General features: G+C 75.0%; 16 protein-coding genes. 8 read left to right on the forward strand and 8 right to left on the reverse strand.

All coding sequences use genetic code 11. The features are described 5' to 3' along the window. Positions 1–4: 4 nt before the first annotated feature. Together C1708_RS02690 and C1708_RS02695 are read right to left on the reverse strand one after the other, a co-directional pair. Positions 5–280, reverse strand: coding sequence for a hypothetical protein (locus C1708_RS02690; RefSeq protein WP_106411112.1), 276 nt, complete (start codon positions 278–280; stop codon positions 5–7). A gap of 66 nt (positions 281–346) precedes the next feature. Then, positions 347–1156, reverse strand: a complete 810-nt coding sequence (locus C1708_RS02695; RefSeq protein WP_106411113.1) for an SDR family oxidoreductase — start codon at positions 1154–1156, stop codon at positions 347–349. A 342-nt stretch (positions 1157–1498) separates the two neighbouring features. Here C1708_RS02695 and C1708_RS02700 point away from each other — a divergent pair, with 342 nt between their 5' ends. The 4 genes from C1708_RS02700 (at position 1499) to C1708_RS02715 (ending at position 5114) form a co-directional block, all read left to right on the forward strand. Beyond that, on the forward strand, positions 1499–2155 hold the full coding sequence (locus C1708_RS02700; RefSeq protein ID WP_106416117.1) for an HAD family hydrolase: 657 nt from the start codon (positions 1499–1501) through the stop codon (positions 2153–2155). A 46-nt stretch (positions 2156–2201) separates the two neighbouring features. Further along, entirely contained in the window at positions 2202–3407 is a 1206-nt protein-coding gene (locus C1708_RS02705; RefSeq protein ID WP_106411114.1) for an FUSC family protein, read from the forward strand. Between the two features lie 339 nt (positions 3408–3746). Then, a complete protein-coding gene (locus C1708_RS02710; protein ID WP_106411115.1) occupies positions 3747–4778 on the forward strand; it encodes an SDR family oxidoreductase in 1032 nt (343 codons plus the stop codon). 63 nt (positions 4779–4841) lie between these two features. After that, complete coding sequence (locus C1708_RS02715) at positions 4842–5114, forward strand: hypothetical protein (RefSeq protein WP_106411116.1); 273 nt, start codon at positions 4842–4844, stop codon at positions 5112–5114. A gap of 196 nt (positions 5115–5310) precedes the next feature. On the opposite strand, the gene C1708_RS02720 is transcribed toward C1708_RS02715, so the two are convergent. Then, positions 5311–6303 carry a phosphotransferase family protein gene (locus tag C1708_RS02720; RefSeq protein WP_106411117.1) on the reverse strand — a complete coding sequence of 331 codons (993 nt, stop codon included), beginning with the start codon at positions 6301–6303 and terminating at the stop codon, positions 5311–5313. Positions 6304–6510: 207 nt separating this feature from the next. On the opposite strand from C1708_RS02720, the gene C1708_RS02725 reads away from it, so the two are divergent. The 3 genes from C1708_RS02725 to C1708_RS02735 all read left to right on the forward strand — a co-directional run bounded on the left by C1708_RS02725 (position 6511) and on the right by C1708_RS02735 (position 9670). Further along, positions 6511–6999 (forward strand): FBP domain-containing protein, encoded by a 489-nt coding sequence (locus C1708_RS02725; protein ID WP_106411118.1) that lies wholly within the window; start codon positions 6511–6513, stop codon positions 6997–6999. Between the two features lie 102 nt (positions 7000–7101). Continuing rightward, positions 7102–8343: an FUSC family protein gene (locus C1708_RS02730; RefSeq protein ID WP_106411119.1), complete on the forward strand. Its 1242-nt coding sequence runs from the start codon at positions 7102–7104 to the stop codon at positions 8341–8343. 130 nt (positions 8344–8473) lie between these two features. After that, positions 8474–9670, forward strand: coding sequence for a lactonase family protein (locus tag C1708_RS02735; protein WP_106411120.1), 1197 nt, complete (start codon positions 8474–8476; stop codon positions 9668–9670). On the opposite strand, the gene C1708_RS02740 is transcribed toward C1708_RS02735, so the two are convergent. Next, on the reverse strand, positions 9638–10366 hold the full coding sequence (locus C1708_RS02740; protein WP_106411121.1) for a DUF2470 domain-containing protein: 729 nt from the start codon (positions 10364–10366) through the stop codon (positions 9638–9640). The two genes, C1708_RS02735 and C1708_RS02740, sit on opposite strands and share 33 nt — an antisense overlap. 86 nt (positions 10367–10452) lie before the next feature. Then, on the reverse strand, positions 10453–11061 hold the full coding sequence (locus C1708_RS02745) for a TetR/AcrR family transcriptional regulator (protein ID WP_106411122.1): 609 nt from the start codon (positions 11059–11061) through the stop codon (positions 10453–10455). Between the two features lie 111 nt (positions 11062–11172). Here C1708_RS02745 and C1708_RS02750 point away from each other — a divergent pair, with 111 nt between their 5' ends. Beyond that, the gene (locus tag C1708_RS02750) at positions 11173–12690 is read left to right on the forward strand and encodes a cytochrome P450 (RefSeq protein ID WP_106411123.1); all 1518 of its coding nucleotides are present in this window, start codon (positions 11173–11175) and stop codon (positions 12688–12690) included. A gap of 266 nt (positions 12691–12956) precedes the next feature. Here the strand turns inward: C1708_RS02750 and sigJ are convergent, their stop codons facing one another. From sigJ to C1708_RS02770, 3 genes are read right to left on the reverse strand one after another with little or no spacing between them, the layout of a single operon-like run. Further along, positions 12957–13862: an RNA polymerase sigma factor SigJ gene (gene sigJ, locus C1708_RS02760; RefSeq protein ID WP_241911141.1), complete on the reverse strand. Its 906-nt coding sequence runs from the start codon at positions 13860–13862 to the stop codon at positions 12957–12959. Further along, positions 13859–14602: a PIG-L deacetylase family protein gene (locus C1708_RS02765; RefSeq protein ID WP_106411125.1), complete on the reverse strand. Its 744-nt coding sequence runs from the start codon at positions 14600–14602 to the stop codon at positions 13859–13861. The genes sigJ and C1708_RS02765 overlap by 4 nt, the downstream gene beginning before the upstream one ends. A gap of 47 nt (positions 14603–14649) precedes the next feature. Then, a complete protein-coding gene (locus C1708_RS02770; protein ID WP_106416118.1) occupies positions 14650–15951 on the reverse strand; it encodes an alpha/beta fold hydrolase in 1302 nt (433 codons plus the stop codon). Positions 15952–15978: the final 27 nt, after the last annotated feature.

Below are 15978 nucleotides of genomic sequence, written 5' to 3' on the forward strand. Positions count from 1 at the left end.
CCGTCTAGGGCTTCTCCCTCTGTTCCTCGCGGACGCGGGGGGCCTGGCGCGAGGACCAGGTGAACTTGTCCCCGCCCACCCAGCGGACCGTGTCGGGGTCGTCCAGGTCGTGCACCGTGATGCCGTACACCACGGCCGCCTGGAGCACGTCGGTGACCGACCTGGCCTCACCCACGATCTCTCCGTCGATCTCCACGATCCGGAAGGGCGGGGGCCCGGGCTGCACTCCGAGCACCGTGATCCGCGGCTGTGACATGTACGGACTCGCGCTTTCGGTCATGCCTCCGAGGGTAGCCCCAAACAACATGAACCCGACCTCTCGGACATGGCAGCCCGGAACCGTCCCTCAGGGACGCCGCCAGTCGTCGCTCGTCAGGTGCGAGCCGGCCTGCGGTCCCATGCGGAGCATCCCGCCGTCCACGCTCCAGGAGGCGCCGGTGACGTACGAGGCGTCGGGGCCGGCGAGGAAGGCGATCACCGCGGCGACCTCACGGGCGTCGCCGGGCCGGCCGAGGGGGATGCCGGGGCGGCTCTCGGTGTGCGGGTCGGTGTCCTCCTGGCCGGTCATCGGGGTGGCGATCTCACCGGGGGCGACCGCGTTCACCGTGATGCCGTGCTCGGCCAGCTCCAGCGCCATCACCTGGGTCAGCAGTCCGAGGCCGCCCTTGGCCGCGCAGTACGGGGCGGCCCCGACCCGCGGCTGGTGCTCGTGCACGGAGGTCACGTTGACGATCCGGCCGCCGTCGCCCTGCCGGATCATGTGCCGCGCCGCCTTCTGCGAGCACAGGAACGGGCCGAGCAGGTCGACGTCGAGCACCTCCCGCACCTTCTCGGGCGCCAGGTCGAGGAAGGGCGTGCTCGTGCCGGTGCCGGCGTTGTTGACCAGCACGTCGACACGGCCGAGCCGGTCGCACAGGTCGTCCACGGTGTCGGCGGCGCCGGGCAGCTCGGTCAGGTCGAGGCGGACGACCTCGGCGCGGCAGCCGTGCGCTCGCACCTCCTCCGCGGTCTCCTCCGCGCCCTCGCGGTCGCTGAGGTACGTGATGCCCACGTCCATGCCTGCGGCGGCGAGCCGTACGGCGGTGGCCCGGCCGATGCCGGAGTCCGCGCCGGTGATCACGGCGACCTTGCCGTTGACGGGGGTGGAGAGTGCCATGCGTGCCTCCTCGTCGTCGGTGTCCGGGGTGCCGGGTCGCAGTACCCGCGCCGGCGCGGGCCAACCGTCCCGGACGCGGCGTGCGGCCCCGTCCGCCCCGGGGAACCCTGGAGCGAGGAGGTGGCCACGGCCCCCGTCGAGGCGCTGGAGGACGTCGCGTTCCCGCCGGAGCGGTCGCCGGCTCCGACGCACCGCGTCCGCGCCGAGGAGTGCGGGGCGCCACCCGAGCGGGTGGTCGCCGGAGGGGTCGCCGGCGCGGGTCCGGAAGCGCGGGACGCCGGCCGGCGTGGCGGGCGGTCGCGGTGGTACCCGTACCGGTCCGCGAGGAGAGGAAGAACCGTCATGAACCGTGCGGCGGTGTTCGACGTCGACGGCACTCTGGCCGACACCAACCATCTGCACGTCACGGCCTGGTGGGAGGCGTTCCGGCAGGCCGGCCACCAGGTGCCGATGCACGCGATCCACCGCGCGGTGGGCCTGCCCTCCGCCGACCTGATCGCGCATCTGCTCGGGGAGGACCGGGACACCTCGCAGGACGCCGGGCTGAGCGCCGCGCACAAGACGCTGTACGGGCAGTACTTCGACCGGCTGCCGGCGCTGCCGGACGCCGGGCGGCTGCTGGAGCGGCTGCACGACGACGGCTGGACGGTGGTGCTCGCCACCTCGGCGGGCGGGGCGGAGCTGGGCGCGCTGCGCCGGGCGGTCGACGCGGACCGGGCGATCTCCGCCACGGCGAGCGCCGACGACGTCGACGAGGGCAAGCCGGCGCCCGAGCCCGTGGAGCACGCGCTGGAGCTGGCCGGGGTGCCCGCCGAACGCGCGGTGTTCGTCGGTGACACGGTGTGGGACATGCGGGCGGCCTCCCGGGCCGGGGTGCGCTGTGTGGGCCTGCTGTGCGGCGGCATCCCGCGCGCCGACCTGACCGAGGCGGGCGCGGACGTGGTGTACGACGACCCGGCGCATCTGCTGGCCTCGCTGGCGGACTCCCCCCTGGCGTGAGGTCCCGCATGCTTCATCACCGGTGTGCCGGGGAAACCCGCAGCTCATGACGCGGGTGATCGACGGGACGGAGAACGAGGACCCGGGCGGGCGGCTGGCCCGGGCGGCGGACGCCGTGCGGTGGGAGGCGCGCTCGGTCGGCCGGGCGGCGCGGGCCGCCCTACGCGGGCCGGGGCGGGAGCGGGACCTGCTGGTCCAGTCGCTGAAGGCGGCTCTGGCGGCGCTGCTGGCCTGGCTGGTGGCGCAGGTGTGGCTCGGCGACCCGATGGCGCTGATGGCGCCCTGGGTCGCGCTGGTGCTGGTGCAGGCCACGGTGTACAGCTCGCTGGTGCAGGGGGCGCGGCAGTTCGCCGCGATCTGCATCGGCGCGCTGGTGGCGTCGGGGGCGCAGGCGGTCACCGACGACACCACGGGCGCGATCGCCCTGTCGGTGCCCGTCCTGGTGCTGCTGTCGAACTGGCCGCGCTTCGGCGACCAGGGCATCTACGCGGCGACCACGGCCGTGTTCACCATCGCCACGGGCACGGTGAGCGCGGAGGCCGTGGGACACCGGCTGGGGCAGGCGGCGCTCGGCGGGGCCATCGGCGTGGCGGTGAACGCGCTCGTCCTGCCGCCCGTCCACCTCCGGGACGTCCGGGAGAACCTCGCGGCGCTGGCCCGGGAGGCGGGCGAGGTGCTGCACGCCGTCGCCGAGGACCTGCGCGAGGGCGACTGGGACGCGCAGACGGCGGCCAACCGGCTGAGCGCGGCGAAACGGCTGCAGGACCGGCTGGACTCGCTGCGTTCGGCGCGCGGCTGGAGCAGGGAGAGCCTGAGGCTGACGTCGGGTCTGCTGCGCAAGCTGCACCGCGCGCCGACGGAGGCGCTGCCGTCACAGGACGAGGACGAACGCTTCGGCCGGATCACCGGCCATGTCACGGCGCTGACCCGCAGCCTGGCCGTCGCCGCGGACGAGGAGCGCTCCCCGGCCGCGCCGGACCCGGAGGTGCTCCGCTCCTACGGAAAGCTGCTGGAACTCCTCGGGGACAGCTGCCGCGCGGAGGCGGACCGGCTGCTGGGCGAGGAGGGGACGGCGGATCCGCTGCTGGACGAGCGGACCGACGCGGCCATGCGGGACCTGCACACCCGGCTCCAGGAGGGTCTGAGGGCGGAGGCCGGGCAGGGCGCGGCGCGGACGGCGGTCCTGGGCACGCTGGTGCTCCAGGCGGAGAACCTGTGGGCGGACCTCGACCCGGACGCGCGGGGCCGCTGACCGCCGCCGGGCGGGGTGACACACGTCACCGCGGAACGGGGCCGTGGGCGGAACACACGGAGGCGGTTTCCCGTTGAACCGACCGTGGGTGCGGATGGGACAGTGTCCCCGGGCCTCACCATTCGCCCACAGGGACGATCGTTCGGCTGAAGCCCTGTGGAGCCTTTCGCCGCGAGGCGACCGCCATGCGCACCCACCTCCTTGCCGCCCCGGCCGTGCTCCCCCCGTCACGGCCGGGGCTCTCCCTTGCGCCCACGCCCTCGCGGCGGGCGTGAGCCCGCGCGCGTGCGGGGTACCCGGACGGTTCCGCCAAGCAGACCGGCCGGAGGGAGTGGAAGGGTGAGCAGCGCAGCGGGACTCAGGGTCGTCGTCACCGGCGCCACCGGAAACGTCGGGACCAGCGTGGTGCGGGCCCTCGCGGAGGAACCGGAGGTCGCCTCCGTACGGGGGCTGGCCCGGCGGATCCCCGACTGGTCGCCGCCGAAGACCGAGTGGTCGGCGGTGGACCTGGCCTCGGACCGGTTCGATCTGGTGCGGGAGTTCGCGGGCGCCGACGCGGTGATCCATCTGGCCTGGGCGTTCCAGCCCACGCACGACCCCGCGACCACCTGGCGCAGCAATGTGCTGGGCAGCATGCGGGTGTTCGACGCGGTGGCCCGGGCGGAGGTGCCGACGCTGGTGCACGCCTCGTCGGTGGGGGCGTACTCCCCCGGCCCGAAGGACCACGCGGTGGACGAGACGTGGCCGACGCACGGCTGGCCGGACGCGGCGTACTGCCGGGAGAAGGCGTATCTGGAGCGTGCCCTGGACATCGTGGAGCGGGACCGGCCCTCCCTCAGGGTGGTGCGGATGCGGCCCGCGTTCCTCTTCAAGCGCGAGTCGGCGAGCGAGCAGCGCCGCATCTTCGGCGGCCGCTACCTGCCGGGGCAGCTGGCCCGCCCCGATCTGCTGCCGTTCCTGCCGGACGTCCCCGGGCTGCGGATGCAGGTGCTGCACACCGACGACGCGGCGCAGGCGTACCGGCTGGCCGTCCTGTCCGCCGAGGCGCGCGGGCCGTACAACCTGGCGGCGGAGCCGACGGTGGACGTGGAGCTGCTGGGCGAGATGTTCGGCGCGCGCCGGGTGCGGCTGCCGCGCGCCGCGGCCCGGTCGGCGGTCGCCGCGGCCTGGGGGCTGCGGCTGCTGCCCGCCTCCCCGCACCTGTTCGACGCGGTGCTGCGGCTGCCGCTGATGGACTGCACCCGGGCGCGGGTGGAGCTCGGCTGGCGGCCGACGCGCACGGCGACGCAGGTGGTGGAGGAGTTCCTGCTGGGCATGCGGCAGGGCGCCGGGGAGAGCACGGCGCCGCTGCACGGCAGCGCGGTCGGCTGAGCGGCGCGTGCGCGGGCCCGCGCGGGGTACCCGCGAGTGCTGTACGGACGAAGGGAGAGCGTCGTGACCGACCACCGCATCGACAGTCCCGGTGAGAACGGAGCGGGTGTCCCCAGGGACATGCCGGACCAGCAGGCCGGTCCCGACGAGGACCCCTGGGAGGTCGCGCCGGCCGCCGCGGAGCGGGAGAGCGAGCGCAAGGCCGAGGAAGCGGACAGGCCGGATTCCGCCGACGACGTGCCGGACACGGACGAGGCCGGCACGGGCCGCCAGGGAGCGCCGCACTCGGCGGCGTCCTACCCGGAGGCCCCGGTGCCGGACGAGTCCACCGGCTGATCCTCCGCCGGGTCCGGTCCGAGGCGGCGTCGCGCCGGCGGGCGAGCAGCGGCTCGGCGCCCGCGTACGCCTCCGGGCAGGTCGCGGGGTCCGTTCCCCGCCGCCTCCGGCTCGCCTCCCGTGGACGCGGCCCGGCCCGCGCACACCGCCGAGCGGCGGCTCGGCGCGACGTTCCCTCCCCCTTCAGTGCGCGAGGTCACGGTGTGCACGTGCTCAGGGCGGTGATCTCGTCCAGCGTGGCCGCCAGGTGCGGGCCGACACTCTCCCGGACCCGGCGCGCGTCCTCGGCGCCGACGGCCCGGGGCACGGTCTCGGTGAGCATGATCAGGTCGAGGTAGGCGCGGTACAGGGCGAGGCGGAGACGGGCGCTCCCGTCGAGGGCCGCGGGGCCGCCCTCCTCCGCGTAGCCGGCGAGGAAGGCGTCGTCCCGCCGGATGTCGCCGAGCAGCGCCAGGGAGACGAAGTCGGCGAGCGGGTCGCCCCAGAACATCCGCTCGCCGTCGATCAGTCCGCCGATCCGGGCGGGGCCGTCCGCCGGGCGGTCCACCAGGATGTTGCCCGGCCACAGGTCGAAGTGGACCAGCACCGGCACGCCGACCGCGTCGAGCGCGGGAGCGGCGGCCCGGAGGACGGCGGCCACCTCGTCGACGGGGCGGGGCAGCCAGGGGCGGTGGTCGCGGGCGTCGGCGAGCACGGCGCCGGTCATCGTGGTGAAGGCGGACCGCCAGTCGGGGGCGAGCGGGCCGAGCGCGCCGGAGGGGTAGCCGAACGCGGTACCGGTGACCCGGTGCAGCCGCGCCACCTGGCGGCCCAGTTCGGTGCGCAGGCCGGTCCGTTCCTCGTCGGTGGGGTCCGCCTCGGGCCAGGGCACGCCCGGGCAGGCGGTCATCAGCAGGTGCGGCGCCGTGTCGTCCGGGGCGAGGGACACGGCGCGTGGCGCGGGCACCCGGGCCTGCTCCGCGCCCGCGCAGAACGCGGCCTCCGCGACCAGCAGCCGCCGCTCGTGGCGCAGGCCGGGCACGCCGGGCGGGGGCGGGACCTTCAGGACGTAGCGGGTACCGTCGGTCAGGAGGATCTCCTCGACGGTGTTGTAGGTGCCCCCGGTCAGCGGGCGCACCCCGGCCAGGGCGTCGGGCGGCAGGCCCGCGCCCGCGAGCACCCGGCGGGCCCGTTCCCGTGAGTCCTCCATCGTGCGCACCCCTCCCCCTCGGCGGCTGCGGTACAGCGTACGGCGCGATCCCGGGCGCGGTGCGGGACGGTACCCGGTGGGGCCCTGGGCGGGAAGGGGCGGGGCGCGGGCGGGAAAACCGTTGGCTCCCGCGCGGGGCGGGTCCCTACGCTGGCCGCCGAAACCTAGACCTCCTAGGTTTGCCGGAACGTCACAGGAGACGACCTCATGAGAGCACTCACCGAGCAGGACATCCGCGGTTCCTTCATCAACTGCTCGAAGGGTGAGGCGAAGCGGCTGTCCGTGCCCCGCGACCTGGCCGATCGTCCGTGGGACGACCTCGACTTCCTCGGCTGGGGCGATCCCGGCGCACCCGACCGCAGCTATCTGGTCGTCGAGCGGCGGGACCGGCTCGTCGGAGTGGCCCTGCGCTTCCAGCCCGCCCAGCGGGGTTTCCTGCACCGCAGCATGTGCTCCCTGTGCCTGACGACCCATCCGCGCGGCGGAGTCTCGCTGATGACCGCGCGCAAGTCGGGCCCGGCGGGCCGGGAGGGCAACTCGGTCGGCGCCTACATGTGCACCGACCTGGCCTGCTCCCTGTACCTGCGCGGGCTGAAGGTGCCGGAGACCGGGGTCCGGTTCGAGGAGAGCCTCACCCTGGAGGAGCAGATCGACCGCACACGGAGCAATCTTTTCGCCTTCGTCGACAAGCTGTAGTCCCGCCGGGCGGCCGGGGGTGGTCCCGTCGTCCGTCCCCCGGGGGACTGCCGTCACACGAGAACACGTTCGTCACACGCGGGGAGGGGGAACCGTCCGAAGATGCACGTCGTACGCCAGATGACCATGCCTGCCGTCCGGTTCCTCAAGCAACACCGTGATCCGCTGACCGTGCAGACGGTGCGGTCGGCGGCCGCGGCGACGCTCGCCTACGTCATCGCGGTCCGGCTGAGCCCGGAGGCCGCGCCGCTCACCGCCCCCCTGACCGCGCTGCTCGTCGTCCAGGTCACCCTGTACTCCACGCTGACCACCGGTCTGCGCCGGGTGAACTCCGTGGTGACCGGCGTGGTGCTGGCGATCCTCTTCAGCCTGCTGGTGGGTCTGACCTGGTGGAGCCTCGGCCTGCTGATCCTCGCGGCACTGGTCACCGGCCATGTGGTGCGGGCGGGCGAGTTCGTGCCCGAGGTGGCGATCAGCGCGATGCTGGTGCTCGGGGTGACCACGCACGGGGACACCGCCTGGGCGCGCATCGTGGAGACGCTGATCGGGGCCGTCGTCGGGATGGGGTTCAACCTGCTGCTGGCACCGCCCGTGTGGGTGGAGGAGGCCGGCGCCTCCATCGAGGAGCTGGCGCGCCGGGTGCGGCAGCTGATGCTGCGGATCGGCGAGGAGGCCGCCGGCCGTCCGCCCGCGGCGCGCGCGGCGGCCCGGCTGCACGAGGCCCGCCGGCTGGACCACGACATCAGCGAGGTCGACGCGGACCTGCGGCAGGCGGAGGAGAGTCTGCGGCTCAACCCCCGGGTGCGGGAGGGGCTGCTGCACCGGGTGGTGCTGCGCACCGGTCTGGACACGCTGGAGATCTGCACGGTGGTGCTGCGGGTGCTGGCCCGCACCCTCACCGACCTGGCGAAGGAACGGGAGCCGGAACGTCTCTTCAGCGAGGAGACGGGGCAGGTCTTCGAGCAGTTGCTGGCGGAGATCGCCGACGCCGTGGTCAGCTTCGCGGTGCTGGTCACCACGAGCGTGAGCGCCAACGCCGAGTCGGCGGAGGAGCGGCTCGCCTCGCAGCTGCGGCAGGCGGCCGGCACCCGCGACAAGCTGGCGGAGCTGCTGTACGAGGAGGCCGGGCGCGACCCGCAGCGGTGGCAGCTGCTGGGCGCCCTGCTGACGGAGGTCAACCGGATCCTCGACGAGATGGACACCGAGCACCGGACCCGGCGGCTGTTCGAGGAGCTCGACCGCCACTCGCGCGAGCAGCGCGAACGGCTTCCCCGGCTCACCCGGATGCGGGACCGGCTGTCCCGCATCCGCCGCGACCGGGACGGGGAGCCCGCGCGGCGCTGAGACGGGCGGTTCCGCGCCGCCCATGGACGACAACCCGCCCGGGTACGCGGGGTTCCCTTGCGTCCGACGGGTGATCGACGCCAAGGTTGCCCGTGGCGAGCGGGACGGGAGACGACCGAGGGTGCGTGTGATGAACAAGGCCGACTTGAGCAGGCGCCGCTTCGTGGGCGCGTTCGCGGGGACGGCCGCGGGGGTGTCGCTGTCCGCCTGCGACGGCGGTTCCCCGCCGTCCGACGTGCCGGTCCCGCCGGCTCCCGCCACGGTGACCGGCCCGCCGGCGCCGAGCGCGACGCCCCCGGGGCCGCGCCCGCTGTACCTGGGCACGTACACCTCGGCCGACGGCGGCGGCGAGGGCATCGGTCTGGCGGCGTACGACCCGGCGACGGGGCGGATCACCGGCGCGGGCGTCGTCGGCGGGGTGGGCGACCCGTCGTTCCTGGCCGTGCACCCGGACGGCCGCACGCTGTACGCGGTGAACGAGCGGGAGGAGGGCGCCGTGACCGCCGTGCGGCTGTCCGACCGGAAGGTCCTGGGCAGCAGCGCCACGGGCGGCTCCTCCCCCTGCCATCTGTCGGTGCACCCCCGTGGCCGGTTCCTGCTGAGCGCCGACTACGGCTCGGGCAGTGTCGCGGTGCACCGCATCCGGGTGTCGGGTGCGCTCGGCGAGCGCACGGAGACGGTCACCCACTCCGAGCCGCCGCCGGGCCCGGGCCAACAGGGCCCGCACGCCCATCAGTGCGTCACCGCTCCGGACGGCGGTCACGTCCTCGCCGTGGACCTGGGCACGGACACCGTGTACACGTACCGCCTGGACGAACGGGCCGGCACCCTGACCGAGGTCTCCCGGGCGACCGCGCGGCCCGGCGCGGGACCACGCCACCTGGCCTTCCATCCCGGGGGCCGGTACGCCTACCTCGCCAACGAGCTCGACGACACGGTGGCGGTGTGCGCGTACGAGCCCCGGTCGGGCCGGCTGACGATCGGCGAGCCGCAGCCGACGGGCTCGGGGTCCGGCACCAACTACCCGGCGCAGCTCGTCGTCACCGGCGACGGCCGGTACGCGTACCTCGCGAACCGGGGGCACAACAGCCTCGCCCGGTACGCCGTCGAGGAGGACGGGGCCCGGCTGCGACTGCTCGGCACGGTGCCGGTGGGCGGCGACTTCCCCCGCCACATCGCCCTCTCCCCCGACGGCGGGCTGCTGTTCGCGGCGAACCAGAGGTCCGGCGACGTGACGGTGTTCCACGTGGACGCGGACAGCGGTGAACTGCGGCCGGCGGGCGAGCCGTTCGCGTCACCCGTCGCCGTCTGCGCGCTGCCGCTGTAGCGGCCGGGGGCAGGAGGCGGCGCTCGCCTGGGAGAGCAGGACGTGCATGCGCTCGGTGAGCTGCGAGAGGTCGTCGGCGGGCGCGTGGAACGGCAGCCGTACGTCGCCGTCGGTGCGGGCGCGTTCGATGCGCAGGGTCAGTCCGTGCCGGTCCACGGCGAGCGGCCGCACCCGGACCGCGCCCTGCAGGCTCGCCGGGTCCACCAGACGGGTGAGCCGGTCGACGGCGTCGGCGTGGCAGTCCGCGAGGTGGGTCAGCAGCCGCGCCTCGGCGCCGGCCAACGGGTCGGGCGCGGCGACGGCGAACTCGTCGGGTCCGACCGTCAGCGCGCCGGAGGGCCGGCGGAGCACCACCCGGGTGGGCCGGAAGGCGAGCCGGCCGTCGTGGACGGAGAACCGTCCGGCGAGCCACAGCCGGGAGCGGATCCGGTCGCGCACGGGGACGGGTGCGACGTCGGCGCACTCCAGCACGGCGGACGGCTCTCCGCGCGGCGCGCAGAGCGCGGCGGCGAGCAGCGCGCTGTCCTCGGGCACCTCCAGCAGCACCCGTCCGTCGTCCGTGACGGTGTGCGCGCCGACCAGTTCCTCGCGGGCGCCCTCCGCGGTCACCGTGCAGGACCATGCGGCGGCGAGCACCGAGCGGGCCCGCTCGGCCGCGCCCGGCGCGGCGGCCCAGCCGTGCGTGTGGTCACCCATCCCAACCTCCTCTTAGGTAAGCCTTGCCTAAGCTATCGAAGATCGGGGCGTGCGCCAACCGCCTCCGGTGATCCTTTCGGGACCTTTCAGGGCGTGAGGACGCCCAGGAGCGCGCGTGCGCACAGGTCGCGCACCTGGTCGCGTCCCACCTGCGCCCCGCGCAGCCACTCCAGACAGACCGCCGTGGTGAACGCCAGCCAGCCGCGCACCGCGAGCCGGGTGCCGGGCCGCTCCCCCAGCGCGGGACCGAACTCGGGGTCGGCGGCGAGGGCGGCGAGGATCTGCCGCTCCTGCGCGGCCAGCGCCCGCCGGTACACCCGCCGCACCGCCCGGTCCCCCGCCGCGTCGGCGCGGTGGAACGCGCGGAAGCCGTGCGCGTGGGCCTCGACGTACTCCAGGTAGGCGTCGAGCCCGGCGGTGAGCTGCGCGCGCACCGGGACGCCCGGCACGGGCGCCGTCATCCGGAGCATCCGCTCGCTCTCCCGCTCCACCACGGCCGCGAAGAAGTCCCGCTTGGCCGGGAAGTAGTGGTACAGCAGCCCGCGCGACACCCCGGCGATCTCGGCGACCTGCTCGATCCACACCTCGTCGTACGGGCTCTCGGAGAACAACCGCGCGCCCACCGCGAGCAGTTGCTCCCGACGCTCCTCGGTGCTGAGCCGACGGCGTGCGCGCCCGCCCTGGTCCACGGCCATTCCCGCACTGTAGTTGACGCCTGTCCGGCCGCCGGACCAGACTGGGTCCGCGTTATTGAACTCATGTGCAACACGTCGCCACTCGCTCGCCGGACCGAAGGAGACCGCGTCATGGCGGAGACGACGGCACGGGCCGCTGTGCCGAAAGGGTTCCGCAGCGCGGAGCAGGGCTGGCCCGCACTGCACCGCATACCGCATCCGCCGCACCGGCTGCCGCTGCTCGGCGACGTCCTCGGGGCGGGCAGACGCACGCCCGTGCAGGACACGGTGCGGATCGCCCGGCGGCTGGGGCCGATCTTCCGGCGCCGGGCCTTCGGCAGGGAGTTCGTGTTCACGTGGGGCCCCCGGCTGGTGGCCGACCTGGCCGACGAGTCGCGGTTCGCCAAACACGTGGGGCTGGGCGTGGCCAACCTGCGCCCGCTCGCGGGCGACGGGCTGTTCACCGCCCACAACCACGAGCCCAACTGGCAGCTCGCGCACGACGTGCTGGCGCCCGGGTTCAGCCGCGAGGCCATGGCCGGCTACCACCCGATGATGCTGTCGGTGGCCGCGCGCCTCACCGAGCACTGGGACCGCGCGGCGGCGGACGGGCGGTGGGTGGACGTGCCCGGCGACATGACCAAGCTGACGCTGGAGACGATCGCCCGCACCGGGTTCGGGCACGACTTCGGCTCCTTCGAACGGTCCCGTCCGCACCCCTTCGTCACCGCGATGGTCGGCACCCTCTCCCACGCGCAGCGGCTGAACAACGTGCCGCCGCCGCTGGCCCCGCTGCTGCTGCGACGGGCGAACCGGCGCAACGCCGAGGACATCGCGCGGCTCGGCCGCATCGTCGACGAGGTGGTCCGCCGCCGGCGCGCGGACGGGCACGCGGACGGCGACCTGCTGGACCGGATGCTGGAGACCGCGCACCCGCGCACCGGGGAGCGCCTGTCGCCGGAGAACGTGCGCCGGCAGGTCATCACCTTCCTGGTCGCCGGGCACGAGACCACCTCGGGCGCGCTGTCCTTCGCGCTGCACCACCTGTCCCTCCACCCGGACGTGGCGGACCGCGCCCGCGCCGAGGTGGACCGCGTCTGGGGCGACACGGACGCGCCCGCCTACGAACAGGTCGCCCGGCTCCGCCACGTCCGCCGCGTCCTCGACGAGTCGCTGCGGCTGTGGCCGACCGCGCCGGCGTACTCACGGGAGGCGACGCGGGACACGGTGCTGGCGGACGAGCACCCGATGCGGCGCGGGGCGTGGACGATGGTGCTCGTCCCGATGCTGCACCGCGACCCCGAGGTCTGGGGCACGGACGCCGACGCCTTCGACCCGGACCGCTTCGAGCCGCAGGCGGTACGGTCCCGGCCGCCCCACACCTACAAGCCGTTCGGCACGGGCGCCCGCGCCTGCATCGGCCGCCAGTTCGCCCTGCACGAGGCGACCCTGGTCCTGGGCCTCCTCCTCCGCCGCTACGACCTGCGCCCCGACCCCGGGTACCGCCTCCGCGTGACGGAACGGCTCACGTTCATGCCGGAGGGGCTGCGGCTGCGCCCGGTACGACGCCGTGCGCCGCACCCGGACATTCCGGCGCAGCGGACGGACAGCGGGGCGGCGCCCCGGGGCAGCGGCGGCCCAGCCGACTGAGAAGGCGGCGCCGGGGTCGGCGTGCAGATACGAGATCCGGACGGCGTCGAGCTCGCCCAGCCGCACGTGCCGCTGGAGCCGGCCGGGCGTCCCGCTGCCCGCGTCCGCCCGGACGCGGGTGTCCCCGCACGGCACCAGAGAGCCGGAGCACGGATGGTCCACGCTCGGGCAGGGCGTCGCGGAGCCCAGGAGCGTGAGGTGAAGATCGCTCATTCCGCGATCCCGGAACGCGCGACCGACGCGTTCCGGCGCTTCCGGCCGGCCCCTCACTCCCCCTCGTCCGGCAGCACCACCCCCGCCAGCCGGTCCGGGTCCGCCAGGATGTAGAGGGCGGTGATGCGGCCGTCCCGGACGGTGGCCGTCAGGACCGAGCGGGCCCGGCCGCCGGCCACGCTGACCAGGCCGGGGGCGCCGTTGACCAGGACCATGCGGGCGGTCGCGTCGTAGCGGGCGAACAGCATCGCCGACTCGGCCACGCGCCGCGCGCCCTGGAGCCGCTTCGAGCCGGCCACGCCCTGGACCAGCGCGCCCGCGTCCGCGCGCAGCACCACGTCCGGGTGGAGCACGGCGAGCAGCGCCTCGAAGTCCCCGGTGCGCGCGGCGGCGCGGAAGGCGTCGAGGGCCTGCCGCTGCCGCCCCGCGTCGGGGTCGGACGGCGGGGCGGAGTCGCGGACCCGGCGCCGGGCCCTGCTGGCGAGCTGCCGCGTCGCGGCCGGCGACCGCTCCACCGCCGGTGCGATGTCGTCGAAGGGCACGGCGAACATGTCGTGCAGCACGAACGCCAGCCGCTCGTCGGGGTCGAGGCTCTCCAGGACGACCAGCAGGGCGATGCCCACCGAGTCGGCCTCGAGCGCCTCCTGCTCCGGGTCCACCCGGGACAGCGGCCGGATCACCGGGTCGGGGACGAACGTGTCGTCCATCGGCTGCTCCCGGCGGGCGGTGCGCGAGCGCAGCAGGTCCAGGCAGATCCTGCCGGTCACGGTGGTGAGCCAGCCGCCGAGGTTGTCGATCTCGGCGGGATCCACCCGGCCCAGCCGCAGCCACGCCTCCTGCACCGCGTCCTCCGCCTCGGCGAGCGAGCCGAGCATGCGGTAGGCGACCGCCTCGAGGTGGGCGCGGTGCTCCTCGAAGCTCCGCGCGAGCCGTTCCTCGTCTCCCCCCACGACGCTCACCGGGGGAACAGCTCGAAGGCGACCGCCGGACGGTTGCCGAACCGCTTCCCGGCCTCCTCGGCGAAGCCGGTCAGCAGCGTGCGCGCGTACGTCTCCGGGTCCTCGTCGGTGAGCGCCTCGATGTAGGTGCGGTGCTCCAGCAGGGAGCGCACCGCCCGCTCCAGTCCGTCGGTCGCGTCCACCGCGTGGGTGGGCGTGTCGGAACCGGCGACCGCGACCCAGCGCACACCGTCCCAGGGCTCGAGCCCCTGCTCGGTCAGCTCGGGGAAGATCCAGCGGTTGCCCGCGTCCCCGGCCGCGTCGAGCGTGGCCCGGCCGACGGCCGCGTGGTCGGGGGTGTTCCAGGTGTGACCGCCCCAGGTGTCCCGGTGGTTCAACGTGATGACCAGCTCGGGGCGGTACCGGCGGATCGCCGCCGCGATGTCCCGGCGCAGGGCAGGACCGTACTCGATCACGCCGTCCGCGTGGTCCAGGAAGACGACCTCGGACACGCCCACCACGGCCGCGCTCGCCCGCTGCTCGCGCTCGCGCAGCGGCCCGCACCGCGCCGGCTCCAGGGTGTCGATGCCGGCCTCGCCGCGGGTCGCCAGCAGGTAGGAGAGCTCGCGCCCGGCGTCGGTCCAGGCGGCGATGGCCGCCGCGCAGCCGTACTCCAGGTCGTCCGGGTGGGCGACCACGGCCAGAGCGCGCTGCCAGTCGTCGGGCATGGGCTGGAGTTGACTGATCGTCGGCTCGGTCATGTCCGGCACCTTAACCCCGTGCGCCGACAGCGCACGGGGGCGCGCGGTCAGACCTCGTCGCGGGCGAGGGCGAGCAGGCGGTCCAGGACGCGGGGGCCGCCGGTGCGGACGCCGTCGTGCTCGAACTCGTCGGTCACCCAGGTGCGCAGGCCGCGGACGGCGCGGGCGGTGGCCAGGGAGTGCGCGGTGTCGACGTACATGTCGTCGTGGTAGACGGCCGCCGCGACCGGGACCTCGTTGGCGGCCAGGCGGGCCGGGTCGTACAGCGGGGTCCAGTCGGTGCGCGCGGCGAGCAGTTCGGCGGTCTCGCGCAGCGGGCGCAGCGCCGGGTCGCAGTCGAACATCCAGGGGTGGATGGTCTCCCCGGTGAACAGCAGGGGTTCGTCGCCGGCGAGCGCCTTGGCCGCGTCGAACCGCGGGAACTCGGCGCGGACGCGTTCGGCGGACCAGGCGGTGGGGCGGGCGTCCTGGGCGTAGATCGCCTCGTGGACCAGTGCGTAGAGGGGGTGCCCGGCGAACGAGAGCAGGGCCTGCGCCTGCTCCTGGAAGGCGTCGGAGAGGGCGGGGCCGGCCGGGGTGGGGACGAAGGCGTCCTCGAGGAGGTGGTGCAGGCGGTGGCTGCCGTCGCCGCTGCCGAGCATCTGTCCGAGGGACTGGAACGCCTCGACGGTGAACCGGTAGCCGTTCGGCAGGACCACGTCGTGGGTGAGGAGGTGGTCGGCGATGCGGCGGGCGCGCTCGACGTCCTGCGGGTAGCGGGCGTAGTGGGCGGCGACCTTGCGCTCGATGCGCGGGTAGGCGGCCCGGTAGACGTCGTCGGCGTGCGCGTCGAGGGAGGGCAGGCCGCCGGTGATCAGGGCGGTGTCCAGGCCCTCGGGGGCCAGGGAGAGGTAGGCGACGGTGCAGAAGCCGCCGAAGCTCTGGCCGAGGACCGTCCACGGGGCGCCGCCGGTCACCTGGGGGCGGATGGCCTCGCAGTCCCGCACGATCGAGTCGGAGCGGAAGTGCGTGAGGTAGTCGGCCTGCTCGGCGGGGCCGCCGCGCAGCGGGAGCGTCTGCCGGTTGGCGGGGGTCGAGCTGCCGGTGCCGCGCTGGTCGAGGAGCAGCACCCGGTGGTCCTCCAGGGCGCGGCCGAGCCAGGCCTGCTTTCCGACGAAACGGTTCGCCCCGAAGCCGGGGCCGCCCTGGAGGTAGAGCAGCCAGGGCAGGTCCCGGTCCGCCTTCTCGCTCGCGACGACCTCGCGCGCGTACAGCTCGATCGTCTCGCCCGAGGGGTTGTCGTGATCGAGGGGCACGGTGAACCGGCGGTCGGTGAGGACCACTCCGGGCTGGCGGTAGGTGGCGGTCAACGGAACTCCCGGGACGTACGGATTGTC

This window comes from Streptomyces sp. DH-12 (genome assembly GCF_002899455.1).
Taxonomy (GTDB): Bacteria; Actinomycetota; Actinomycetes; order Streptomycetales; family Streptomycetaceae; genus Streptomyces.

Bases quoted from the DNA above. Each gene is read 5' to 3' on its own strand.
- C1708_RS02690 (WP_106411112.1), bottom strand. From the start codon at position 280: ATGACCGAAAGCGCGAGTCCGTACATGTCACAGCCGCGGATCACGGTG.
- C1708_RS02695 (WP_106411113.1), bottom strand. From the start codon at position 1,156: ATGGCACTCTCCACCCCCGTCAACGGCAAGGTCGCCGTGATCACCGGC.
- C1708_RS02700 (WP_106416117.1), top strand. From the start codon at position 1,499: ATGAACCGTGCGGCGGTGTTCGACGTCGACGGCACTCTGGCCGACACC.
- C1708_RS02705 (WP_106411114.1), top strand. From the start codon at position 2,202: ATGACGCGGGTGATCGACGGGACGGAGAACGAGGACCCGGGCGGGCGG.
- C1708_RS02720 (WP_106411117.1), bottom strand. From the start codon at position 6,303: ATGGAGGACTCACGGGAACGGGCCCGCCGGGTGCTCGCGGGCGCGGGC.
- C1708_RS02725 (WP_106411118.1), top strand. From the start codon at position 6,511: ATGAGAGCACTCACCGAGCAGGACATCCGCGGTTCCTTCATCAACTGC.
- C1708_RS02730 (WP_106411119.1), top strand. From the start codon at position 7,102: ATGCACGTCGTACGCCAGATGACCATGCCTGCCGTCCGGTTCCTCAAG.
- C1708_RS02735 (WP_106411120.1), top strand. From the start codon at position 8,474: ATGAACAAGGCCGACTTGAGCAGGCGCCGCTTCGTGGGCGCGTTCGCG.
- C1708_RS02740 (WP_106411121.1), bottom strand. From the start codon at position 10,366: ATGGGTGACCACACGCACGGCTGGGCCGCCGCGCCGGGCGCGGCCGAG.
- C1708_RS02745 (WP_106411122.1), bottom strand. From the start codon at position 11,061: ATGGCCGTGGACCAGGGCGGGCGCGCACGCCGTCGGCTCAGCACCGAG.
- C1708_RS02750 (WP_106411123.1), top strand. From the start codon at position 11,173: ATGGCGGAGACGACGGCACGGGCCGCTGTGCCGAAAGGGTTCCGCAGC.
- C1708_RS02765 (WP_106411125.1), bottom strand. From the start codon at position 14,602: ATGACCGAGCCGACGATCAGTCAACTCCAGCCCATGCCCGACGACTGG.